The following is a 22,493-nucleotide window of genomic DNA, read 5'->3' on the forward strand; positions in this document are numbered from 1 at the left end:
TTAACGCTTTATTGCTCGCGTCAGAAGCTCTTTCACAAGACAACGGAACAGATTCGCCGTGCATAAGGCGCTCCAACCTACTGCGAAATCGCTCCGCTTTTGCGTCGCCGCCATTGCCGCGCTCATCGGCCTTTCAGGCTGCAACAAGACCTCCCTCGGCGACATCACCGGCTCCATCGGCCGCCCCTCGGTCACGCTGCCGACGGACGACGGAGAGCTTCGTCGATTCGCGGAGGAATGGGGGCAGCGCTACGACCGGAGCCCGAAAGACAAGGTGACGGCGATGACCTACGCCAAGGCCTTGCATGCGCTGGACCAAAATGCGCAGGCAGTCGCCGTGATGCGCGGCCTCGCCATCAGCTACCCCGACGATATGAAGGTGCTGGGCGCCTATGGCAAGGCGCTTGCCGACGCCGGCAATGTCAAGGAGGCCGCGGACGTCCTGCAGAAGGCCCATACGCCCGAGCGGCCCGACTGGTCGATTCTGTCGACGCAGGGGTCGCTCGCCGATCAGCTCGGCGACCACGAGGGCGCGCGCGGCTATTACGAAGCGGCGCTGAAGATTCGCCCCAATGAGCCGACGGTTCTTTCCAACCTTGGTCTTTCATACGCTCTGGCGAAAAACCTGCCGCGCGCCGAAGAGACGCTGCGCCTCGCCGCAAATCAGCCGGGAGCGGATATGCGGGTGCGTCAAAACCTTGCCTTGGTGCTGGCGCTGCAAGGGAAATTCTCAGAAGCCGAGGAACTGTCGCGCCGCGATCTCCCGCCGATCGACGCTGCGCAGAACGTCGCCTCCATCCGCCAGATGATCTCGCAATCGGACACCTGGCGCGACATCCAGACAGGCACCGCCGGCCGGACCGGGGGAACGAAGCGAGCTGCGGCGCGCTAAAAAACACATCCTCGAAAATCAAAAGGCCCGGCCTTTCGGCCGGGCCTTCTGTTTTAATCTACTCGGTTATACGAGATCCGCTTGATTGGTCCGGTGTCATTCCCGACGCTCGCTTGAGCGAGCGATCGGGAATCCAGAGCAGAAACAGCGCTTTTGTGGCTCTGGATTCCCGTTCGGGCTTTCAGCCCGCGGGGAATGACATTCCCCAACGCGAGCCATTCAAACGGAAATCGTATTCGATCAGTATTTTGCGACGACCGGAGCGGGAGCGCCCCAATTGAAGTGATAGTTCAGGCCCGCGCGGACGATGTTGCCGTTGAAGCGCGTCCTCGACTGGCTAACGCTCCAGAAATTCAGACCGGGGTTGGCGTTGGTCAGCGGGCTCAGAGCATAGGATACGTTGCCGAGGTCATAGTAGAGATACTCGACCTTGGCAGACCAGTTGGGCCAGAACATCCACTCGACGCCGCCGCCAGCCGTCCAGCCGACGCGCGTATCAGAGAAAGCGCCGGCGCTCGAAATGGAAGGCGCGGCGCCAGCCGGCGGGGTGAATGTCTGGAGGATGCCAGTGCTGGCGGTCACGCCGCCATAAGCAAGACCGCCCGTGCCATAGACCAACAAGGTCGGCGTGGCCAACCAGCCAAGACGGCCGCGCACGGTGCCAATATAGTCGAGCGAACGATTGACAGTCGCAATCTGAGCGGCGTTGCCCCCGATCACGGGATTGAACACCGCGCTCGCGACGGTAGCCGTATTGCGGCTTCCGGCAATGCCCTGAATGTCGGCTTCGATGCCCGCGACGAAGCTGTTGTAGAACTGCCAGTTGTAGCCAACCTGGCCGCCGCCGATAAAGCCGCTCGAATTTACCTGAGCCGGGAAGCTGCCAAGAAACGCGCTCGACGAACCATAACCGCCGGCGACTGCATCGAACATCCGTCCTGAGCCGGTATAAACTATGGTGTTATTCGCCCAGGTTCCGCCAGCGTTCAAGCCGACGTAGAAGCCCGTCCAGAGCGGGGCCGGCGGGGGCGGCGGGGGAAGGACCGGCGGGGCCTTGCGCGACGGAAGGTCGGCCGAGAGCGCGGAGCCGGCGGTCAGCGCCAGAGCGGCGACCGAAAGAGCGATTTTTTTCATTCCAGCCTCATATTTGAAAAACTAAGGTCGGAAACGCGCCAAAGGGCATGTCTCCGAGGAAGCGCCAGGCTGTGCTGGAGAAACAATTCCTCCGCGCCAGAGGCTTCGCTATTAATCAGCAGGCGCCCTGGCCCAATGTCAACAAACTGCATGCGCAGATTCGCCCCCGCTCGCCAGTTAATCTCGGACCGTTGCATGGGGACACCATGCCGCCTATTAGTGAGGCAGGAAATCGCGGGCGCCGGAAATCAAACAGCTCGACCCTTCGGATCAGGCGCGGCGACGCGGAGCCCGCGAGAATTCCACGGGCCGCCGCCGTTTCCACAAATTCGAGAAGATTGGGACGCCGATGGCCGCCACTCTGCTTGCCAAGACGGGGCGCTTTGGCATATGTCCCATTCACGCGCGACGCAGCGCAAGCGGAGACGTGGCCGAGAGGCTGAAGGCGACGGTTTGCTAAATCGTTATAGGGGAAACCCTATCGTGGGTTCGAATCCCACCGTCTCCGCCAGTTGAACCGCCGAATCGTCCTCGACGGTGCGATATTGCCGCCGATCACGCACTCTCACTATGTAGGCGCCGAGAATCGCCGATTGTACGCTGCAGCCCGAAATATCTTGACGATCAGCGTCGGCATTCCCGTCGTTGGGATTGGGCCGTAAAGTCCTAAAAGCAGTCGATCATGGCGCCAGGGCAGCGACCGGAAACCTCCAGATGTGCAGCGTTCAACCATCTAGCCAAGCGGCCAGACCAGCAAGCGTTTGCAGGCCATACTCCACCGCGCCGAAACCGACCACCACCTGACGCCGTTCGCGGCTTGGGTGAAGCTGGCGCAAGGTCAATACGGTCTTGCCGTCGGTCTGCTCATCGAAGGTAACCGTCATGTAGAAGCGCTCAGGGTCGTTGAGGTCCGGGGTACCATAGTCCACCACGATCAGTTCGTTGGGCACGATCTTCAAGAAGCGCATGAGGTTGGGAAAGCGCTGCTCTTGGCCCTCGAATACGCCCACCATGTCGAAGCGCCATTCCCCTCCCTCGCGGATATCGGCCTCGTGGTTCTCGATGCTGAGGCCATCCGGGCCATACCATTGCGCCAGCGCTTCCGGATCCATCCAAGCGGCGAAAACCTTATGTCGCGGGTGCTTCAGCACCTTGACGAGCACGATCTCACGGTCGAGCGACCAGGTCTCAAACAGTTTTTCCATCGTCGTTCTCTTCCGTCCTGTCCAAATAGGCTTCCAACCGGTCGAGCCGCGCGGTCCAGTGTCGACGTTCCGCTTCCATCCAATTGGCCGCCTCCTCGAAGCGCGCTCGTTCCAGTCGGCACCAGCGACTGCGTCCGCGCTTCTCGCTGGCGATCAATCCGCAATCTTCCAGCACCTTGAGATGCTGAGCGAAGGAGGGCAGCGCCATATCGAAGGGCTCCGCGAGGACGGTGACCGGCAACTCTCCCTCGGCCAGACGCGACACCACCGCCCGGCGCGTCGGGTCACTGAGAGCATGGAAGGCAAGGTCGAGTGGGGTCGAATGATAAGGCATGCGCCACGGTAAGGCGGATCGTTCACATGCGTCAACGACAATAAGGCATTTGCCTTTGTATTCCGTCTATAATAGCAAGGTATATACCTTACTATTGGGAGAGGCCAATGGCAGTACGTGTCGACCTAATTATCTCGCTCGACGGTTTCGCAACGACGACGGACCAGACACCCGAAAACCCGTTCGGCCCCGATTGGTCGCGCCTTGTTGCAGCATATGTGGCCACAAGGACGTTTCGAGAGCGCGTGCTCAAAGACACCAGCGGCCAAGGCGCCACCGGCCTCGACGATGAGTATGCGAAGGATTATTTCACCAACATTGGCGCCGAGATCATGGGGGCCGGCATGTTCGGCCTGCACAACTTTCCCGATGATCCGGACTGGAAGGGCTGGTGGGGCGACGAGCCGCCATTTCACTGCCCGGTCTTCGTCCTGACGCACACGCCGCGGCCTTCCATCGAGATGGCTGGAGGCACCACGTTCCACTTCCTCGCGGCCGACCCGGTTGATGCGCTGCAGCGCGCCGAGAAAGCCGCAAACGGCAAGGATGTTCGGATAGGCGGCGGACCAACCATGGTCCGCGCCTATCTCAAGGCTGGACTTGTGGACCGCATTCATGTCGCCATTGCTCCAATTCTGCTGGGGCGGGGCATACGCCTCTGGGACGAGTTGCGCGGATTGGAGGCCGGCTACACCACCAAGACCGAAACGGCCGAGAGCGGGACCGTCCACCTCACGTTCCAGCGCTAGCCATCGGCCATCGACTTACGGCGGTCATCGGCTATCCAAACTTGGCCCTTGGCTGCCTTTTTTCCGCCCTCGGACGAGGTCCAATTCTTCCTGGTTCCATAACCGTACGCAGACCGACCGTTTCCCACCAATATTCACCGGTCACCCCTGGTTCAAATTAAGAGGGCTATGGCGTAAACGTAGTTCTCCGTTTCGTCGTTCTCGGTCCGCCAGCTGAACCGCCGAATCGCCCTTCCCCGACATTCAGTGAGATAGCTACGCGGACAGCTCGCGGGCATGATCCTGCGCATAGGTCTCGAGCGAACGTGGCGGGGCGCCGGTCAGCGTCTCGACGTCGGGGGTGACGGGCGCAGCCCATCCCTCGCGTACGGGGTAGGCCCCTCGCCCCGCCTTCTCCGTCAGAGCGCCACCGCCCCGATCTGCTGCAAGACACCCAGGCGATCGACCTGAAGCCACGCACGCGTGAGCTTGCCGTCGCTTGCCTGGTAGATGGCGATCCCCTGCTGAACCGCGACCTTGCCTGTTGCCGCGACGCCGGCCAGCGGCCCGAGGTGCGCCGCTTCGAAGCGCCAGCGCAGACACACTTTATCGCCTGCCGCGAACAGGTCCTCGAGTTCGAATCGCAGATGAGGAAAGGCCGTCACCATCCGTTCGACGGTTTGCCGGAAACCCTGCGGTCCCCGCTCGCCGTTTGCGCCAGCGAAATCGTCAGACAGATAATCCGTCAGCCGATCCAGTCGACGCGGGTTGAGACAATCCTCATAGAGGCCTTTGACAAGTTCGGACGGGGTCATGATACACCTCGATTTGACAGCATGCTGTCACTTTCATTTTGACAGCATATTGTCAACCTGTGGCTGGCAATTCGGAAAATCATGATGCGTACGCCTCAAGGCGAAGAAATGAGCCGCCTCGTCTGGGAAATCTTGCAAACCGCCAGCCACCTGACAGACTCAGGCAACAGGCTAAGCGCGCCCTTCGGATTGACCGCCGCGCGTTGGCAGGTCATGGGCGCGATCTCTCACCAAGCCTTAACCATTGCGGAAGTCGCTCGTCGGCTGTCTCAGACGCGGCAGGGCGTCCAGCGTTTGGCCGACGAACTGGTCCGTGACGGGCTTGCAGCTTACAGCCCGAATCCGCGGCACGTCCGCGCCAAGCTGCTCGCCCCCACGTCCCGGGGCGCTACGTCGTACCGAGCGTTAATGGAGGAGCAAGCCACGTGGATGAATGCTCTGTCTGCCAATATGCAGCTCGAGGACATCGCCGCGGCGCGGGGGGTGCTGGCAACGCTCAATTCGGCCCTGGAGAACAGCCGATCATAGGTTGCGACAGCCCCGAAGCGTAGCCATAGTTCTCATCTGGGTCTCGCTCCCGAGACCCAAGCGCGGAGGTCTGACCATGAACGAATTCGGCAACGGCTTTCTCGTCAACGCGCTCATCGGTTTCGGACTCGCGCTGCTGATCTCTTTCGCCTTTGTCTGGTATCGCTGATCAGAACACGACCAGATAGGCGCTGAAAATCGCTACTCCCAGCACGAGCGCTGAAAGCGCCCATAAGGTCGAATGCGTCGCGCTCGGCCGGTGGGTCTCGTCATCTTCGAGCAGGCGCGCGGTTTGCAGCAGCCGGATGGTGGCGACGAGAATGATTGTCACGCCGGAGGCGATCAATGCGGCGCCGCCGTAGCGCCCGGTCTGGCTCGGCAGCCGGTGAAGGGCCAGAAGACCGGCGTTATTTCCCGCCCCCGCCGCCAAAGCGAGCAGGAAAAGATTGAAGCGCTCGATGACAAAGCCCAGGGCGATGACCGCGATCCCCGTGCGGACCCAGGCGAGAAACGTGCGCTCATTGGCGGCGATGTTGGCGTAATCCCGTATCATTGGGATGCTCTCTCCTGTCTCTGCGGCGCAGGGAATCGTCCGCGATTGCCGCCACGCCAGCAAATGCCTATAACATCCCGGGCCGACGCGAAGCCGCGCCCGAGGCCACATCCACATTTATCGCGAGACAAGATGCCCTGGAGCGATCAAGGCGGCCCGCGCAATCAGAACAATAGTCCTTGGGGACAACAGGGCGGGCCTTGGGGCCAGGGCTCGGGCGGCGGCGCGCAGCCGCCGGATCTCGAGGATCTGCTGCGCCGCAGCCAGGAAGGGCTCAAGCAGTTTATGCCAGCCGGCTTCGGCGGCGGCGGCATGTTGATCCTCGTTCTCCTGACCCTGCTCGCCTGGCTGCTGTCCGGCTTCTACACGGTGGGGCCCAATGAGATCGGCCTCAATCTCGTGTTCGGCAAATATCGCGGCAAGACGCAAGCGGGCCTCAATTACAACCTCCCTGGCCCTGTCGGCTCGGTGATCAAGCTCGCGGTGACGGACCGCAACATCACTGACGTCGGCTTCCGCGAGGAGGCGGCGCCCGAGGGGCGCCGGCGCGGCGGACAGCCAACGCGTCTCGGACCCGAGGCGCCGGAAGAAAGCCTGATGCTGACCGGCGATGAAAATATCGCCGACATCAAGTTCCGCGTCATTTGGCAGATCGACCCCTCGAAGCCCGAGGATTACGCCTTCAATCTCGCCAATCCGCACACGACGGTGAAGGCGGTCGCCGAGAGCGCCATGCGCGAGATCGTCGGCCAATCCCAGATTCAGAAAATCCTCACCGCCGACCGCAAGTTGATCGAACCCGCCTGCCAGGCGCTGATGCAGAAGCTGCTCGACGACTATCATAGCGGCGTCATGGTGCTTCAGGTGCTCCTGCTTTCGGTCGACCCGCCGCAGCAGGTCATCGCCGCCTTCCGCGACGTGACCGCCGCGCAGCAGGATTTGCAGCGGCTCGGCAATGAGGCGGAGGCCTATGCGAATCGCGTGGTGCCAGAGGCACGCGGCGCCGCCGCCCGCATCCTGCAGGAGGCCGAGGCCTATCGCGAGCAGACGGTCGCCGAGGCGCGCGGCCAGGCCGGGCGTTTCGAGAAGATTTACGAGCAATACAAGAACGCGCCGGCGCTCACCCGCCAGCGCCTTTACATCGAGACCATGGAGCGTGTGCTCGGCGGCGCCGAAAAGGTAATTCTCGACGATCCCGCCAAGGGCGGCGCCTCGGTCGCGCCCTTCATGCCCCTGCCCTCCTTCGCGCCCTTTCAAGGAGGACAAAAGTGAAAAACGGCCTCCTCTTCGCCCTCGCAATCTTGGCCCTGATCGCAGTCGCCATCGCGGGCGGCGCGCTTTTCACCGTCGAGCAAACCGAGCAGGCGCTGGTGCTGCGCTTCGGCGAGCCCGTTGCGGGGCGCGGGCTCATCACCGAGCCCGGGCTGCATTTCAAGATTCCGCTGATTGAAAATGTAGTGACCTTCGACAACCGCATCCTCGATGTCGAAAGTCCCAATCTCGAAGTGCTCGCGGCCGACAATCAGCGGCTCGAAGTCGACAGCTTCATCCGCTACCGCATCGTCGACGCGCTGAAATTCTATCAGTCGGTCAACAGCGTGCAGGGCGCCAACAACCAGCTCGGCTCGGTGCTGAACTCCGCCGTGCGCCGCGTGCTTTCGGAAGCCAATCAGCGGCAGATCGTGCGCGACGAACGCTCGGCGCTGATGGCGAAAATCAAGCAGCAAGCCGACTTGGAGGCGCGCCGGTTCGGCGTCGAGGTCGTCGACGCCCGCATTCGCCGCGTCGACCTGCCCCAGCAGATTTCAGAAAAAGTTTACGGCCGCATGCAGACCGAGCGTCAGCGCGAGGCCGCCGAATATCGCGCTCAAGGCGCCGAGCAGGCGCAGAAAATTACTGCAAAGGCGGATCGCGACGTCATCGTCCTGAAGGCCGAAGCGCAGCAGAAGGCCGATCAGACGAAAGGCGAAGGCGACGCAGAGCGCAACCGTATTTTCGCCGAAGCTTTCGGGAAAGATCCGGACTTCTTCGCCTTCTATCGCTCGATGCAGGCGTATGAAGCCGCGTTCAAGCCGGGCGAGACGCGCTTTCTCGTCAGTCCGCGTTCCGCGTTTTTCCGTTTTTTCTCCGCCCCCGAGGGAAGCGCGAGCGCCCCGTCGGAGCCGGCGCAAAAGCGATAAACCAAGGGCGCCGGCGGCGGCGCGCCAACAAGAACAATGTCCCTCGAGGAGCAAAACGCATGATCCCCGCATTTCGTCGCGCCGCTCTGGCGCTCGCGACGGCCTCTTCCCTATGGCTTGCCGGTCCGGCTCACGCCAAGGGACCTGACTCCCTCGCCGATCTCTCGGCCCAGGTTTCCGACGCGGTCGTGAACATCTCGGCGACGCAAACGCTCGAAACCAAGCAGCGCGGCAAGGGCGGCGACGCGCCTGGGCTGCCGCCGGGCATGGGGCCGGGCGCGCCTTTCGACGATCTCTTCGAGGAATTCTTCAAGCGCCGCGGCCAGGGCATGCCTGATCTGCCGCGCCAGCGCAAATCATCCTCGCTCGGCTCCGGCTTCGTCATCGACGCCGCCGGCATCGTGATCACCAATAATCACGTCATCGCCGACGCCAGCGAAGTGACCGTCATTTTCAACGACGGCCAGAAGCTCAAGGCTGAAATTCTCGGCAAGGACCAGAAGGTCGACGTGGCGGTCCTGAAGGTGAAGCCGGAGAAGCCGCTGAAGGCGGTGAAATTCGGCGACAGCGACAAGGCGCGCGTCGGCGACTGGGTGCTGGCGGTCGGCAATCCCTTCGGCCTCGGCGGCTCGGTGACGGCGGGCATCGTCTCTGCCCGCAATCGCAACATCGATAGCGGCCCCTACGACAACTACATTCAGACCGACGCCTCCATCAACAAGGGCAATTCCGGCGGCCCGCTGTTCAACATGGACGGTGAGGTGATCGGCATCAACACGGCGATTCTCTCGCCCTCCGGCGGCTCGGTCGGCATCGGTTTCGCGACCCCTGCGAACACCGTGCAGCCAGTGATCGAGCAGCTCCAGCAATATGGCGAGACGCGCCGCGGTTGGCTCGGCGTGCGCATCCAGAATGTCGACGACGCCATTGCCGAAACGCTCAACCTCGGCGCGCTGCGCGGCGCGCTGGTCGCCGGCGTGGACGACAAGGGCCCCTCGAAGCCCGCCGGAATCAAGGCCGGCGACGTGATCGTGAAATTCGACGGCAAGCCGATCAAGGAATCGCGCGACCTGCCCAAGCTCGTCGCCGCGACGCCGGTCGGTAAGGACGTGGACCTTGTGATTGTCCGCTCCGGCAAGGAGGAGACCAAGAAGGTCAAGCTCGGTCGCTTGGAGGACGGCGAGAAAGTCGCCTCGCGCGACGGCGGCGACAAGGAAAAGCCGGAGACGAATAGCCCGGCCTCCCAGAGCGCGCTGGGGCTGGAGTTTTCGCGCCTCACTGACGACTTGCGCGCGCGCTTCCAGATCAAGGAGACGGTGAAGAACGGCGTGCTGATCACTTCCGTCGACCCGACCTCGAACGCGGCGGAGAAGCGGCTGCAGCCCGGCGAAATCCTGCTCGAAGTCAATCAGGAGCCGGTTAGCGAGCCCTCGGACGCGGTGAAGAAGATCAAGGCGCTGAAGGACGCGGGCAAGAAGACGGCGCTGCTGATCGTGGCCAACGGCCAGGGCGACGCGCATTTCGTGGCGCTGCCGGTGGAGTAAGGCTCGGCAGCCCACATCCGACCCTCGCTGACTCGAGGGCCACCTTCTCCCGCAAGCGGGAGAAGGAGGGGACCCCGAGGCTTCGGGAACTTTGGAGCTCATCTCGAATGAGCCAACGCGACTCCTTCTCCCGCCTGCGGGAGAAGGTGGCCCCGCGAAGCGGGGTCGGATGAGGGCGGACACTCACTCTCTAAATTGGTTTTTCCGGTAGCCCTGCGCATAAAGCAGCGCCGTCAGATCCGCGCAGTCGATCCGAGCCGCCGCGATTTCAGCGACCTTCGGCTTGGCGTGATAAGCGACGCCGAGCCCCGCCTCCTGCAACATATCGAGATCATTGGCGCCGTCGCCGATCGCGAGCGTCGCCGCAGGGGCCAGTCCGAGCCGCTCGCGCAAGCCGACAAGCGCGGCGCGCTTGCCTTCCCTGCCCTGCACCGGCTCCATGACAACGCCTGTCAAGGCGCGCCCGACAATCTCCAGCCGGTTGGCGAAAGTCTCGTCGAAGCCGATGCGTGCGGCGACCGGCGTCGTGAATTGCGTAAAGCCGCCGGTGACGAGCGCCGTATGCGAGCCGTGCGCGCGCATGGTCTGCACGAGGGCGCGAGCGCCCGGCGTGAGCGTTATGCGGGCGACGATCGTCTCGATCTCATCGAGCGTCACGCCGGCCAGCAGCGCGACGCGCTCCTTCAACGCCGCCTGAAAATTGAGCTCGCCCGCCATGGCGCGCTCGGTGATGGCGGAGATGCGGTCACGAATGCCGATGAGCCCGGCAAGCTCGTCGATGCATTCCTGCTCGATCATGGTCGAGTCCATGTCGGCGACGAGGAGGCGCTTGCGACGGCCTTCGACCGGCTGTACGACAACGTCGATCGCCTCCCCGGCGAGCGCGGCATGCAAGCGGGCGCGCACAGCATCTTGGTCTCGCACGTCGAAGAAAACGTCGGCGGCGATGTCGGGCGCGAGCCAATCCAGCGGCGGATGGCCTAGTCCGACTTCGCGCAAGGCGCGCCAGACGGCCGCCTCGGTTAGCGCGGCCTCACTCCCGGCGATCAAGGTTGCGACAAGCTTTTCCGGGCTCGCCTCGCCTTCCCCGTGCCGGCTACGGGAGTCACTCATCTCGGAGCCGTCATGGCCGGGCTTGTCCCGGCCACCCACGCCAATGGGCGCGGCCTAGCCAAGGACAGGACCACCCTACGCCAGCGACCGATTAGGGCGACGTTCGAAGTGTACGGCCTTTTCGAGATTGGAGCCCGCCGCCCCCCATAAGCTGGTATTGCGCGGCGTGGATGGCCGGGACGAGCCCGGCCATGACGTAGGTGTGGGTCGATCGCCTTTGACATCCAGCCCATTTCCGCCGCAATAGCCGCCATGTCCCCGCGCGCCATTCTCATCGCAGGTCCCACCGCCTCGGGCAAGTCGGCGCTGGCGCTCGCCATCGCCAAGCGCGTCGGCGGCGCGGTGGTCAACGCCGACTCCATGCAGGTCTACCGTGACCTGCGAATCATCACCGCGCGGCCGACGTTAGAGGAAGAGGCACAAGCGCCGCATCTTCTCTTCGGCCATGTCGACGCGGCGGTGAATTACTCCGTCGGTCGCTATCTCACCGATTTCGCGCAGACGCTGGCCGATGTCGATGCGCGCGGCGTGACGCCGGTCGTCGCTGGCGGCACCGGCATGTATTTCAAGGCCGCGCTTTATGGCCTTTCAGATATTCCCGCCGTGCCGGAGGAGGTGCGCGCGCAGGTGCGCGCCGCGGCGGAAGGCGCAAGCCCGCAGGAGCTTCACGCCGAGCTTTTGTCGAAAGACCCGGAGACCGCCGCGCGCCTGCGCCCCACGGACCCGCAGCGCATTCTGCGCGCCCTGGAGGTTTTCGCCGCGACGGGCAAGCCGCTTGCTTCCTTCCACGGCCCGCGCTCAGCGCCGCTGCTCGATGCGGCGCAATGCCCGGCCTTCTTCCTCGCGCCCGAGCGCGAGACGCTCTACGCGCGCATCGACGCGCGCTTCGACAAAATGATGGCGACGGGCGCGCTCGACGAAGTGGCCCGCCTACGCGAGCGCAAGCTCGATCCCGCGCTCCCCGCCATGCGCGCGCATGGGGTCCCTCATCTCATCGCTTATCTCGACGGGCGCATGCCGCTCGAAGAGGCGATCATGCGCGGCAAGCTGGATACGCGCCATTACGCGAAGCGACAGTTCACTTTCGCGCGGCATCAATTGGCTCACTTCGCGTGGCTATCCACAGACGATCCATGGGCAGCGGTCGAGGCGGCCTGCATCTGGTGAAGGTAATGCTGCCCCGTGAACATCTGGAACAGCGACAGGCCGATCTCCATCGCGATCAGCACGATGATGATCCATTCGAGCCGCACCGAACGGTCGGCGTCGATGAGATCGGTGAGCGCCCGGGCAGTCTCGCCGATCACGTCGATCTTGGCGTTGAGCGTGCGTCCCCGCGCCTCCAGCTCATACTCGTCTTCAAGACGCGCATAGAGGCGTTCGAGATCGGGCCGATCCCATAGCACGTCGGGCTTGTCCTCGACGGCGACGCGCCCAGAGACGCGATGACGCACGAGCAGGGTCTGGCCGATGAGCTCCAGCATGGACTTGCGCCGCCATGGCGGGCGGCCCTTGCTCGCAAGCTCCGCCGCAAAAGGCTCGATCGTGTCGAAGACGGCGTTGACGCGGCGCTCGTCGCGCGCCAGCGCCACGCTTTTCGCCAAGGCGTCGGCGATAACGAGAAGCCGCGCCTCGGAAAGGTCCTTCACTGCAAGGCGGCCGTTCGGCAGCGGCTTGTCCTCGCCGTCATGAGTGATTTCGATGACGAGCGTCTCGTCGTCGCCCCGCGAGGCTCCTGCGACCCGCGCGCCGATCTTGGTGACGATTTCGTCCTCTTCGAGCGGCGACAGGCCGAAAAGCACGGCGACTCCGAAGCGGTAGAGCACCGCGAAGCCCGCCTGCCCGGCATGGAAGGCGAGCGGCGCAGTCGACACGAGATCCGCCCGCTCCAGCCCCACCGTGTCGATGCGTTCGCCCAGCAGCAAGGCGCGCGCCGTCATGGTTTGCGCTACGGCGTGGGTCGTTCTGAGTTCAACGTCGGTCATAATCGTCCCGCTTGAATCCTATTGTAGCCATAACGCCGCGGCGCCAAAATCACCATGGCCATGCCTTGCATGACGCCGGCAAAAACGCTAGCTAGCGCGACGATCGACGCGAGACGCACACAAATCGTCGAAAGACGCTCAAGAGACCCTTCACATGACTTATGTCGTCACGGAAAACTGCATCAAGTGCAAGTATATGGATTGCGTGGAAGTTTGCCCTGTCGACTGCTTCTACGAGGGCGAGAACATGCTCGTCATCCATCCGGACGAATGTATCGACTGCGGCGTCTGCGAGCCGGAATGCCCGGCGGAGGCGATCAAGCCCGACACTGAGGAAGGGCTCGAGAAGTGGCTGCAGCTGAACGCCGAAATGGCGCAGAACTGGCCGAACATCACCATTAAGCGCGACCCGCCGGCGGACGCCAAGGAATGGGATGGCAAGCCGGGCAAATTCGAGGCCAACTTCTCCGCTGAGCCTGGACAGGGCGACTAAGCTCCCCCGAAAGCCGTCCGTCGCGCGCCGATTCGCACCGGCCGCCAAATCCACGTCGGGCGGCGCCCAATCTTTCCACATCCTTAACTCGGCCAATTAGCAGAGCGATTTTCGTAACTTATAGACGACTTTCGCACCCTCCCGGCAAAAACCGGGCAAGGGTTGTTTTTGATTTTGGCGCCGCGGCGTGATATAGAGAATGGCAATAAACGCCGCCTGTCCGGGACGGGCCGACGACGGTTTGCCTCACAGCATAAGAAAGCGCGCGCCTTAGAGCGTCCAAATCCCCTATCTTGCCCGCGCCTCTAGCTTAAGGTGTCAGATCAAAAACTTGCCCGCCGAAGGCGTTTTGTTCTTTCGCGGCAAGAGGACAGCAGGATCATCCCGTCTCCACAGCGGGATGCAAAAGGAGTACCCCGCGTATGCCGTCCGCCAAGAGGAACGATAAAACAAAGAAAGGGGCCAGCGCTACGGCTACGTCCGCGCGTTCTCACGGATTGACATCGAAAAGCGGTAAGGCCGCACGCCCCAGCAGCGCGCCCACAAGCGCCGCCGAGAATTCCGATGGCGTAAAAACGAGCAAATCCGCGGCGAAGAGCGCCAAAACCGAGGCAAAGACGAGCGTTGAAGCGCCTGTGACGACCGCAGCGAAGGCGACGATAAAGACAAACGGAAAAAGCGGCGCGCACGTCACCGCCCGTAACGCGGCGTCCAGCGTGCGCGGGGCCGTCGCCAAGAGCCCCGATGAGCGCGCGAGCGCAGGCGCAAAGACGATCAGGACCGCGGCGAAGACCGCAGCAACCGCCGCCGTGAAGGCAGACGAAAAAATCACGCCCGCCAAGGTGGATAAGACGCCGGCTCCCGGCTCCAAAGCGCCCCTCGCCGAGAAAGCGAAGCCTGCCGCGGCGCCGGCCTCAACTTCGGCGAAATCTGCCCCGGCGAAGACTGCGCCCGCCGCCACCTTGGCCCGCAAAACGGGGTCGGCGACAACCGCGCCTGCGGCAGCGAGAATTGCTGAAACCGTTAAGCCCGCCGCGGCGCCCGCGCCTGCAACAGCGGCCTCTATTGCGCCTGCGCGCAACCACAAGCCCCCCTTCCCCGCCAAGCCGGCCGCTACTGCGGCCGCCGAAGCGGCTGGCAAGACTTCATCAACCACGACAGCCGGCGAAGACAAAAAATTGGCAAAAAGAAACGAGCCCCCCGTTGAAACGGCGACGCCCGTCGCTGCCGAGAAGACCTCACCCGATTCAAAGGCCGTGATGAAACCCGCGCCCGCGAAATCCAAGCCGGCCGCGCAAAAGCACGGTTTCAAGCTCAATGAGTTCATCGTCTATCCGGCCCATGGCGTCGGTCAGATCGTCGGCGTCGAAACCCAGGAAGTCGCGGGCTTCAGCCTCGAGCTCTTTGTCGTCAGCTTCATCAAGGACAAGATGATTCTGAAGGTTCCGACGAGCAAGATCGCCAATGTCGGCATGCGTAAGCTTGCCGAGACCGGCGTGGTCGACAAGGCGCTTACGACGCTTTCCGGGCGCGCGCGGATCAAGCGGACCATGTGGTCGCGCCGCGCCCAGGAATATGAGGCCAAGATCAACTCCGGCGACCTTGTCACGATCGCCGAGGTGGTGCGCGACCTCTACCGTTCCGACACGCAGCCGGAGCAATCCTATTCCGAGCGTCAGCTTTATGAGGCGGCGCTCGATCGCATGGCGCGGGAAGTCGCGGCCGTGCGCAAGCTGATCGACTCGGAGGCGCTTAAGCTCATCGAGTCCTTCCTGCAGAAGGGTCCGCGCCGTGGGCAGAAGGCCGACGCCGAAGCGGCCGACGACGGCGACGAGGAAGATGTCGATCGCGCCGCCTGAGGGCCTTGCGATCTCAGAACGGGTGACGCCGAGAGCGGGATTTCTCGCTCTCGGTAAAGATTAGCGCTGACTCGCCGCAGATCCCGAGCGCCTAGCTTCTCGGCAGGAAACCAAGCGCACGCAGCAGCAGGGGCATGGTCAGCCCCTGTGCGACGATGGAAAAAGCCACAACCCCGAAAGTCGCAACGACGATCGCCTCCCGCATCGGGAGGCTCTGCGGCAGGGATAATGCGAGCGCCAGACCCAGAGCGCCGCGCAAGCCGCCCCACCAAAGCACATGCTGCTCGCGCAAGCCGATGCGCCAGCGCGTCGGCCAAAAAAGCGCGGCCAGCGGATACACCGTGATGGCTCGAGCGACGAGAACGACACCGATCACGGCGCATACGAACATCGGGCCATAATCAGAGAAGGGCGTCGAAGCGAGATCGACGCCGATCATCAGGAACACGATGGAATTCGCCAAAAAAGCTGCGAACTCCCAGAATCCGTGAACGAACTCGCGGCCCTTGTCGCTCAGATAGCTGCGATTCTCCTCGCTCAGCAGGCCGAGATTGCCCATGATCAGGCCTGCCGTCACGGTCGCGAGCACGCCCGAGACATGGAAATGCTCGGCGACGAGAAAGGATCCGAAAGCGGCGATCGTGGTCAGCGCCGCTTCGATGAGGTGCTCGGCCGTTCCCATGGCGAGCAATATCGCCGCGCCGCCCGTGAGCGCGCCAACGGCGACGCCGCCGAGCACGATGTGCGCGAGGGTGAGGACTATATCGCTTGCGCCCTGCCCGGCTCCCTGCGCGCCTCCGGCGGATTGCGCCCACGCCAGCGCCATCACGAAGAGAACGGCAGCCGCGCCATCGTTCAACAGGCTCTCGCTCTCGACAAGCAGCCGCAGCCGTCCCTTGACCCCGTTATCCTTGAACATGGCGATGATGGCGACGGGATCCGTCGCCGCGATGAGCGCGCCGAAGACGAGCGCAGAAGGCGTCGGCCAATGCAGCAGCGCGGCGCAGGCGTAGGCCACCACTGCCGCCGAGACTAGCGTGCCGAGTCCCGCAAGAGTCAGGAGAGGAGCCGCATCTCGCCAAAGCTCCCGCCAGGACAGCGTCAGCGCGGCTTCGAAGAGCAGCGGCGGCAGAATGAGGTCGAAAATGAGCTCATGCGTCAAATGCAGCCCGAAACCCGGCTTGGAGAGCGCCAGCACTGCGCCGACGATGACAAGCCCGATCGTATAGGGAAGCCTCACCCGCCGAGCCGCCAGAGCGACAATCATCGCAACTGCGAGTAAGGCGACGGCTTTGGCCAGTTGCTCATCCATGTACGTTCTTTCGGAAATGGGAATTTCGGCGGCGCGCGCCCCTGAATTTACGGCCATACCAGCATTCTGACGGGATGCCGAATAGTTGCGGCAGAGAATACCTTGCGTACCGCGGTCCCATCGTCTATGCGGCATGGCTTCCCACGCTCGAGCCAATGGAAGCGTTAAAGTGGCGAAGCCGAAGACGCCTGTCGCAATCATTATGGGATCCCAGTCCGACTGGGCGACGATGCGCCACGCTGTCGAGACGCTAGAGATGCTCGGCGTCGCTTGCGACACGCGAATCGTCTCGGCCCATCGCACGCCCGAGCGGCTCGTCGCTTTTGCCAAAGGGGCGGAGACGTCGGGTTTCGAGGTGATCATCGCCGGCGCGGGGGGCGCGGCGCATCTTCCAGGCATGACGGCCTCGATGACCAACCTCCCGGTTCTCGGCGTGCCAATCGAGTCCCAGGCGCTCAAAGGCATGGACTCCCTGCTCTCCATTGTTCAAATGCCGGGGGGCGTGCCGGTCGGAACGCTCGCCATCGGCAAGGCGGGCGCAATCAATGCCGCGATCCTCGCCGCCTCGATTCTCGCGCTGAAGGATAAGGCGCTCGCTGCGCGGCTTGCCGCCTTCCGCGCAAAACAGACGGCGAGCGTCGCCGAGACGCCGAAAGAGGAGGCGTGACGATGCTGAAACCCGGCGCAACCATCGGCATTCTCGGCGGCGGCCAGCTCGCGCGCATGCTGGCGACGGCCGGCGCGCGCCTCGGTCTGAAGTCGCATATTTATTCGCCCGTCGCCGACGATCCTGCCTTCGACGTCTGCGCCGCGCGCACTTGCGCGGATTTTCTGGATGAAGCTGCGTTGGCGGCCTTCGCCGAATCTGTCGATGTCGTTACCTATGAATTTGAGAATGTTCCGGCGCGGACTGCCGAAGTGCTCGAAGCGCATCGGCCAGTGCGTCCGAACCCCAAGGTTCTCGCGCTCACGCAGGACCGGCTGATCGAAAAGCAATTCGTGCGCGGGCTCGGCGTCGCCACAGCCGACTTCGCCGAGGTTTCAAATCTAGATGCGCTGACGCGCGCCGTGGAGCAGCTTGGGCGTCCCTCGATCCTGAAGACACGCCGTTTCGGCTATGACGGCAAGGGCCAGACCCGGATTGGCGAGGGCGTCGATCTCGGCGACGCTTTCAAAGCGGTGGGTGGCGCGCCCTCAATTCTGGAAGGCTTCGTGCCCTTCGCCAAGGAGGTTTCCGTTGTCGCTGCGCGGGGCCTCGACGGCTCCTTCCGCGCCTATGACATCTGCGAAAACATCCATGAGCATCATATCCTAGCGACGACGACGGCTCCCGCCGCGATCAGCGACGCAACCGCGCGGGCGGCGGTCGACATGGCTCAGCGTATTGCGGAGGCGGCGGATTACGTCGGCGTGATCGCTGTGGAAATGTTCGTTGTTTCCGACGCGGAAGGCGAGCGGCTCCTCGTCAATGAAATCGCGCCGCGCGTGCATAATTCCGGTCATTGGACGCTCGACGGCGCCATAACCTCGCAGTTCGAGCAGCACATGCGCGCCATTGCGGGCATGCCGCTCGGCTCGACGCGCCGCCATGGGCGCCAAGTTGTCATGCGCAATCTCATTGGCGCCGACGCCGACAAATGGGCGGAAATACTGGCGCAAGACGGCGCCTGTCTGCATCTCTACGGCAAGAAGGAAAGCCGTCCTGGCCGGAAGATGGGTCATGTCACACGGGTTTTGACTTGAGACGGAAGCCAAGTCGCGTTTAAGAAAGAAAAAATTGAGGCTTTGGCAGCTTGTCTCTTCTTTGACGCACAGCAAAGGCGGACATCTAAGGCGTTAGAAACGCTATTTTTGCAAACTGGAAACACAATTTTGGAAAGAATTTGACCGTTAAGCTCGACGCAACGAGAATGCGGTATTAGTAATATAGTCGATTCGCGCGGAGGATTCGCTCTTGCAGACGCCAGATTCAGAAGACGCCAATTCAATCGAATTGGCCGCCAGCATTGTTGCGGCTTTCGTTTCTCATAACTCGCTTCCCGTCGCGGAACTTCCGGCGCTGATCGCATCTGTAGATGCGGCGCTGCGACGCCTCGCGACCGGCGCGACTGCAGCCCCCGCGGTCGAGGAGAAGCCTGAACCGGCCGTTTCAGTCCGCAAGTCGATCACGCCGGACTATCTCGTCTGCCTCGACGACGGAAAGAAGTTCAAATCGCTGCGGCGGCACTTGGCCACGCTCGGGATGACGCCGGATCAATATCGGGCGAAATGGGGCTTGGCCCCCGATTATCCGATGGTCGCCCCAAACTATGCGGCGCAGCGCTCCAATCTTGCCAAGCAGATGGGTCTCGGCCAGGCGCGCAAGAAGGCGGCCCCGGCTCGTTCGACGCGCAAAGCGAAGACGAGCGCCTAATCTCAGCTACGAGACGCACAGGCGGCGGCCATTTCGCGCCGCGCGCCTGAGCGCTTGCACAGAGTGTTATGGCATCGAACGCCAGAAGAGAAACCTGATCTTCCCATCCGGCGCCAGCCCAAGACGCCATTCAGTATTTTCATTCTCGAATTTCACGTCGTAAACGTCGCCCCCGAGAGGGCCGACGCCGCGAAAGGCGAGCGTCTGGACGGCACCCTTGGCGGCCAGCTCTTCAAACACAACAGAAAAGCCCAGTTGGAGCCGCGCCGCGAGGCTGTCGATGAACTGGGTGAAATCGATATTTCCGTGTTGCAGGCTCGCGATGACGCGGCGGAGAATCTCGTCGCTGCCAGCGTTTGGAATCTTGTTCTTGATGCGGTTGGCAAGAATCGCCGCCTCCCTCTTGGCCTCGGCGTCGTCGATACGGTGGGCGACGCTTTCGAAGCCGCCGGAATGAAACGTCAGGCTTTCAACCGTCCCCTGAGGCGAAAGCCCGAAAGTAACCTGCGATGGCCAGCGCGGAAAAAAGAACTGATGCTCGCCCTCGGGAAGCGCATAATTCGCGACAGGCCATCCCGGATTTTTGAAATAGAGTTTGTCATCCTTGAGCAAAACGTCCCAGACGACGCCCACCTCCGATTTATAATGACCGACATATTTGTCGAGAGCTGATGGATCGATCTCGATTGGCTTGCGCGGGCGGGCTTGTTCGTAGCGACGCTGCGCAATCGCGTCGAATGCGGGTTCTGTCATATGCGCCTCCTTGGCGAGCGTAACGAGTTCAGCCACGGACAGGGCTTCGCCGCCGCGAAGCCGCGCGCGGGCGGCGGCGACGAGGGAGCAGCCGCGTTCCGCGCGGCTTCTCAGCACCGAAAGCGCGGCCTCCTGCATGGCGAGGGCGCGGTCGAGATCATTGGCCCGACCTTCCAGCAAGGCGGCGATGCGCGACAGACTCAAACCGAGCTGCTTGAGGGCCAGAATTTCATGCAGGCGGGCGATCTCGGCCGCGCCATAGAGCCGCCAGCCTTTCTCTGTGCGCTTCGGCGCAATGAGCCGATGGCGCTCATAGACGCGGAGGGCGCGCACTGTCAGGCCGATGCGGGCGGCGCATTCGGCCGCGGTCAGCAATTCGTCTTTCGGCGCGGAATCGATCACTGAAAATGCCTCCTGGTCCGTCTCTAGGGTATGACCCTAGGGGCGGTTCAAGGGGAAGGTTAAGTCGATCAACGCGCCAGAAGGCGTGCGGTCCGAAGGCGCCTATGGACCGCGCGGCTTCAGCCGCGCAAAGAAAAACGCGGCCCAGGAGGGCCGCGTTTTGTAAAACCAATGGTGTGTAAGCTTACGCGAATTCCATGATCACGGCGTCGACCGCGAGGCTGTCGCCGGGCTTGGCGAGGATCTTCTTGATGGTGGCGTCGCGCTCGGCGCGCAGGACGTTTTCCATCTTCATGGCCTCGACCATGCAGAGCGCCTCGCCCGCCTTTACTTCCTGCCCTTCCTTGACGTCGATGGTCTTCACCAGACCCGGCATCGGACACAGCAGATGCTTGGAGGCGCCGGTGTCCTTCTTCTTGGGCATTAAGGCGGCGAGCTCGGCCTCGCGCTGCGTATAGACGCGCGCCTGCACGCTCACGCCCTGATGGGCCAGCTCATAACCGTTGAGGATCGGCCGCGTCTGCACATAGACCGCATGGCCGTCGACGTCGCCCTTGAAGACCGCGTCGCCCGGCCGCCACTGCGAGGACACGCGATGGGCGCGGTTGTCGGCGCCGAAGAACTGCACGACGAGCGCCTCGCCCTGCTCCTCGAGCGCGACGTCATAGCGCGTATCGCCGAGCATGCAGACGCGCTCGCGCGAAAACTCAACCGGGCGGCCGCTCATGAGCTGGCCGCTGATCATGCGTTTGCGGGCGTTGCCGATGTGGTCAATCAGCGTCGCGACGGCGGCGAGCGTCAAAGCGAGATCGCCGGTCGGCTCCGGCGCCGAAAAGCCCTCGGGGAACTCCTCGGCGATGAACCCCGTCGAAAGCGTGCCTGACCGCCAACGCTCCATCTGCATCAGCGTCGAGAGGAAGGGAATGTTGTGGCGAATTCCGTCGATGAGGAAACGATCGAGCGCATCGGCCTGAGCTTGAATGGCGGTCAAGCGGTCGGAGGCGTGCGTGACGAGCTTCGCGATCATCGGATCATAATGGATCGAAATCTCGCGGCCCTCGGTAACGCCCGTGTCGTTGCGGACGGTAATGCCGTCTTCCTTTTTCTCCTCCGGCGGGCGGTATTTCACCAGGCGGCCGATCGAGGGCAGGAAGTTGCGGGTCGGATCTTCGGCATAGATGCGGCTCTCGACCGCCCAGCCGTTGATCTTCACATTCTCCTGCGTGATCTGCAGCGGCTCGCCCGCGGCGACGCGGATCATCTGCTCGACGAGGTCGATGCCGGTGATGAGCTCGGTGACGGGATGCTCCACCTGCAGACGGGTGTTCATCTCGAGGAAGTAGAAGCTCTTGTCCTGCCCCGCGACGAATTCCACCGTGCCGGCCGAATCGTAGTTAACAGCCTTGGCGAGCGCGACGGCCTGGGCGCCCATTTCGGCGCGGGTGGCGGCGTCGAGCAGCGGCGACGGCGCCTCCTCGATCACCTTTTGGTTGCGGCGCTGGATCGAACATTCACGCTCGTTGAGATGAATGACATTGCCGTGCTTGTCGCCGAGCACCTGAATTTCGATGTGGCGCGGGTTCTGGATGAACTTCTCGACGAAGACGCGATCGTCGCCAAAGGACGACGCCGCCTCCGAACGGGCGCGGGTGAAGCCCTCGATTACCTCGGCGTCGTTGAAGGCGATGCGCATGCCCTTGCCGCCGCCGCCGGCGGAGGCCTTCAGCATCACCGGATAGCCGATGTCCTTGGCGATCTTCACCGCCTCTTCCGGCGATTCGATCACGCCGAGATAGCCCGGCACGACGCTGACCTTGGCGGCCGAGGCGAATTTCTTCGATTCGATCTTGTCGCCCATCGCCTCGATGGCGCGCTGGTTCGGACCGATGAAGACGATGCCGGCGTCCTTCAGCGCAGTGGCGAAGGCCGCGCGCTCGGAGAGGAAGCCATAGCCGGGATGTACGGCCTCGGCACCGGTCTGCTTACAGGCCGCGATGATCTTGTCGATGAGCAGATAGGACTGCGCGGCGGGCGGCGGACCGAGGTGAATCGCCTCATCCGCCATTTCCACATGCAGGGCGTCGGCGTCGGCGTCCGAATAGACGGCGACCGTGGCGATGCCCATTTTCCTCGCCGTCTTGATGATGCGGCAGGCGATTTCGCCACGGTTGGCGATCAAAATCTTGCGAAACATGCGCGCCCTTATTTCTCTCACCTCACGGTCCGCTCTTTTTCCCGAAGGAACGGCGG

At 63.0% G+C, this 22,493-nt stretch carries 23 protein-coding genes, 1 tRNA gene and 1 pseudogene; 13 read left to right on the forward strand and 12 right to left on the reverse strand.

All coding sequences use genetic code 11. From position 1 onward, the window contains the following. The first annotated feature begins 58 nt into the window (after nt 1-58). On the forward strand, nt 59-892 hold the full coding sequence (locus tag OGR47_RS10490) for a tetratricopeptide repeat protein (RefSeq protein WP_246729555.1): 834 nt from the start codon (nt 59-61) through the stop codon (nt 890-892). A 240-nt stretch (nt 893-1,132) separates the two neighbouring features. Here the strand turns inward: OGR47_RS10490 and OGR47_RS10495 are convergent, their stop codons facing one another. Continuing rightward, entirely contained in the window at nt 1,133-2,026 is an 894-nt protein-coding gene (locus OGR47_RS10495; RefSeq protein ID WP_165048873.1) for an outer membrane protein, read from the reverse strand. Between the two features lie 421 nt (nt 2,027-2,447). On the opposite strand from OGR47_RS10495, the gene OGR47_RS10500 reads away from it, so the two are divergent. Beyond that, nucleotides 2,448-2,537 (forward strand) — tRNA-Ser (locus OGR47_RS10500). Nucleotides 2,538-2,751: 214 nt separating this feature from the next. Here OGR47_RS10500 and OGR47_RS10505 read toward each other — a convergent pair. Together OGR47_RS10505 and OGR47_RS10510 are read right to left on the reverse strand one after the other, a co-directional pair. Continuing rightward, entirely contained in the window at nt 2,752-3,231 is a 480-nt protein-coding gene (locus OGR47_RS10505; RefSeq protein WP_165048875.1) for an SRPBCC family protein, read from the reverse strand. Then, nucleotides 3,215-3,565, reverse strand: coding sequence for an ArsR/SmtB family transcription factor (locus tag OGR47_RS10510; RefSeq protein WP_165048878.1), 351 nt, complete (start codon nt 3,563-3,565; stop codon nt 3,215-3,217). The genes OGR47_RS10505 and OGR47_RS10510 overlap by 17 nt, the downstream gene beginning before the upstream one ends. Nucleotides 3,566-3,672: 107 nt before the next feature. Between OGR47_RS10510 and OGR47_RS10515 the strand changes: the two genes are divergently transcribed. Next, entirely contained in the window at nt 3,673-4,314 is a 642-nt protein-coding gene (locus OGR47_RS10515; RefSeq protein WP_165048880.1) for a dihydrofolate reductase family protein, read from the forward strand. A gap of 255 nt (nt 4,315-4,569) precedes the next feature. Here OGR47_RS10515 and OGR47_RS10520 read toward each other — a convergent pair. Together OGR47_RS10520 and OGR47_RS10525 are read right to left on the reverse strand one after the other, a co-directional pair. After that, a pseudogene (locus tag OGR47_RS10520) lies at nt 4,570-4,689 on the reverse strand (SDR family NAD(P)-dependent oxidoreductase); the annotation flags it as partial. 23 nt (nt 4,690-4,712) lie between these two features. Continuing rightward, the gene (locus OGR47_RS10525) at nt 4,713-5,108 is read right to left on the reverse strand and encodes an ester cyclase (RefSeq protein ID WP_165048882.1); all 396 of its coding nucleotides are present in this window, start codon (nt 5,106-5,108) and stop codon (nt 4,713-4,715) included. Between the two features lie 108 nt (nt 5,109-5,216). Between OGR47_RS10525 and OGR47_RS10530 the strand changes: the two genes are divergently transcribed. After that, nucleotides 5,217-5,636 carry a MarR family winged helix-turn-helix transcriptional regulator gene (locus tag OGR47_RS10530; protein WP_165048884.1) on the forward strand — a complete coding sequence of 140 codons (420 nt, stop codon included), beginning with the start codon at nt 5,217-5,219 and terminating at the stop codon, nt 5,634-5,636. Nucleotides 5,637-5,805: 169 nt separating this feature from the next. On the opposite strand, the gene OGR47_RS10535 is transcribed toward OGR47_RS10530, so the two are convergent. Beyond that, nucleotides 5,806-6,189 (reverse strand): YidH family protein, encoded by a 384-nt coding sequence (locus tag OGR47_RS10535; protein ID WP_165048886.1) that lies wholly within the window; start codon nt 6,187-6,189, stop codon nt 5,806-5,808. 132 nt (nt 6,190-6,321) lie between these two features. On the opposite strand from OGR47_RS10535, the gene hflK reads away from it, so the two are divergent. The 3 genes from hflK to OGR47_RS10550 are packed head-to-tail and all read left to right on the forward strand — an operon-like array spanning nt 6,322 to nt 9,913. After that, complete coding sequence (gene hflK / locus OGR47_RS10540) at nt 6,322-7,461, forward strand: FtsH protease activity modulator HflK (RefSeq protein WP_165048888.1); 1,140 nt, start codon at nt 6,322-6,324, stop codon at nt 7,459-7,461. Beyond that, nucleotides 7,458-8,369, forward strand: a complete 912-nt coding sequence (gene hflC / locus OGR47_RS10545) for a protease modulator HflC (protein ID WP_165048891.1) — start codon at nt 7,458-7,460, stop codon at nt 8,367-8,369. Before hflK ends, hflC begins: the two co-directional genes overlap by 4 nt. Before the next feature lie 59 nt (nt 8,370-8,428). After that, nucleotides 8,429-9,913, forward strand: a complete 1,485-nt coding sequence (locus OGR47_RS10550) for a DegQ family serine endoprotease (protein WP_165048893.1) — start codon at nt 8,429-8,431, stop codon at nt 9,911-9,913. A gap of 183 nt (nt 9,914-10,096) precedes the next feature. Here OGR47_RS10550 and serB read toward each other — a convergent pair whose 3' ends face one another. After that, nucleotides 10,097-11,026: a phosphoserine phosphatase SerB gene (gene serB, locus OGR47_RS10555; RefSeq protein WP_165048895.1), complete on the reverse strand. Its 930-nt coding sequence runs from the start codon at nt 11,024-11,026 to the stop codon at nt 10,097-10,099. A gap of 252 nt (nt 11,027-11,278) precedes the next feature. Between serB and miaA the strand changes: the two genes are divergently transcribed. Beyond that, a complete protein-coding gene (miaA, locus tag OGR47_RS10560) occupies nt 11,279-12,193 on the forward strand; it encodes a tRNA (adenosine(37)-N6)-dimethylallyltransferase MiaA (RefSeq protein ID WP_165048897.1) in 915 nt (304 codons plus the stop codon). On the opposite strand, the gene OGR47_RS10565 is transcribed toward miaA, so the two are convergent. After that, nucleotides 12,130-13,011 (reverse strand): RMD1 family protein, encoded by an 882-nt coding sequence (locus OGR47_RS10565; RefSeq protein ID WP_165048899.1) that lies wholly within the window; start codon nt 13,009-13,011, stop codon nt 12,130-12,132. The two genes, miaA and OGR47_RS10565, sit on opposite strands and share 64 nt — an antisense overlap. Before the next feature lie 154 nt (nt 13,012-13,165). Between OGR47_RS10565 and fdxA the strand changes: the two genes are divergently transcribed. Next, the gene (gene fdxA / locus OGR47_RS10570) at nt 13,166-13,504 is read left to right on the forward strand and encodes a ferredoxin FdxA (RefSeq protein WP_165048902.1); all 339 of its coding nucleotides are present in this window, start codon (nt 13,166-13,168) and stop codon (nt 13,502-13,504) included. A gap of 490 nt (nt 13,505-13,994) precedes the next feature. On the opposite strand, the gene OGR47_RS10575 is transcribed toward fdxA, so the two are convergent. Continuing rightward, on the reverse strand, nt 13,995-14,591 hold the full coding sequence (locus tag OGR47_RS10575) for a hypothetical protein (RefSeq protein WP_165048904.1): 597 nt from the start codon (nt 14,589-14,591) through the stop codon (nt 13,995-13,997). A 172-nt stretch (nt 14,592-14,763) separates the two neighbouring features. Between OGR47_RS10575 and OGR47_RS10580 the strand changes: the two genes are divergently transcribed. After that, nucleotides 14,764-15,363, forward strand: a complete 600-nt coding sequence (locus tag OGR47_RS10580) for a CarD family transcriptional regulator (RefSeq protein ID WP_165048906.1) — start codon at nt 14,764-14,766, stop codon at nt 15,361-15,363. A 91-nt stretch (nt 15,364-15,454) separates the two neighbouring features. Here OGR47_RS10580 and OGR47_RS10585 read toward each other — a convergent pair whose 3' ends face one another. Beyond that, entirely contained in the window at nt 15,455-16,675 is a 1,221-nt protein-coding gene (locus OGR47_RS10585; protein WP_165048908.1) for a cation:proton antiporter, read from the reverse strand. Between the two features lie 202 nt (nt 16,676-16,877). Between OGR47_RS10585 and purE the strand changes: the two genes are divergently transcribed. From purE to OGR47_RS10600, 3 genes are all read left to right on the forward strand, one after another. After that, on the forward strand, nt 16,878-17,342 hold the full coding sequence (gene purE, locus OGR47_RS10590; protein WP_165049180.1) for a 5-(carboxyamino)imidazole ribonucleotide mutase: 465 nt from the start codon (nt 16,878-16,880) through the stop codon (nt 17,340-17,342). A 2-nt stretch (nt 17,343-17,344) separates the two neighbouring features. Further along, nucleotides 17,345-18,418 carry a 5-(carboxyamino)imidazole ribonucleotide synthase gene (locus OGR47_RS10595; RefSeq protein ID WP_165049182.1) on the forward strand — a complete coding sequence of 358 codons (1,074 nt, stop codon included), beginning with the start codon at nt 17,345-17,347 and terminating at the stop codon, nt 18,416-18,418. Nucleotides 18,419-18,629: 211 nt separating this feature from the next. Continuing rightward, entirely contained in the window at nt 18,630-19,088 is a 459-nt protein-coding gene (locus tag OGR47_RS10600) for a MucR family transcriptional regulator (protein WP_165048911.1), read from the forward strand. A gap of 66 nt (nt 19,089-19,154) precedes the next feature. Here the strand turns inward: OGR47_RS10600 and OGR47_RS10605 are convergent, their stop codons facing one another. Beyond that, on the reverse strand, nt 19,155-20,243 hold the full coding sequence (locus tag OGR47_RS10605) for a MerR family transcriptional regulator (protein WP_165048913.1): 1,089 nt from the start codon (nt 20,241-20,243) through the stop codon (nt 19,155-19,157). 184 nt (nt 20,244-20,427) lie between these two features. Then, nucleotides 20,428-22,437 carry an acetyl-CoA carboxylase biotin carboxylase subunit gene (locus OGR47_RS10610; protein ID WP_165048915.1) on the reverse strand — a complete coding sequence of 670 codons (2,010 nt, stop codon included), beginning with the start codon at nt 22,435-22,437 and terminating at the stop codon, nt 20,428-20,430. Nucleotides 22,438-22,493 lie beyond the last annotated feature (56 nt).

It is taken from the genome of Methylocystis sp. MJC1 (genome assembly GCF_026427715.1).
GTDB lineage: Bacteria > Pseudomonadota > Alphaproteobacteria > Rhizobiales > Beijerinckiaceae > Methylocystis.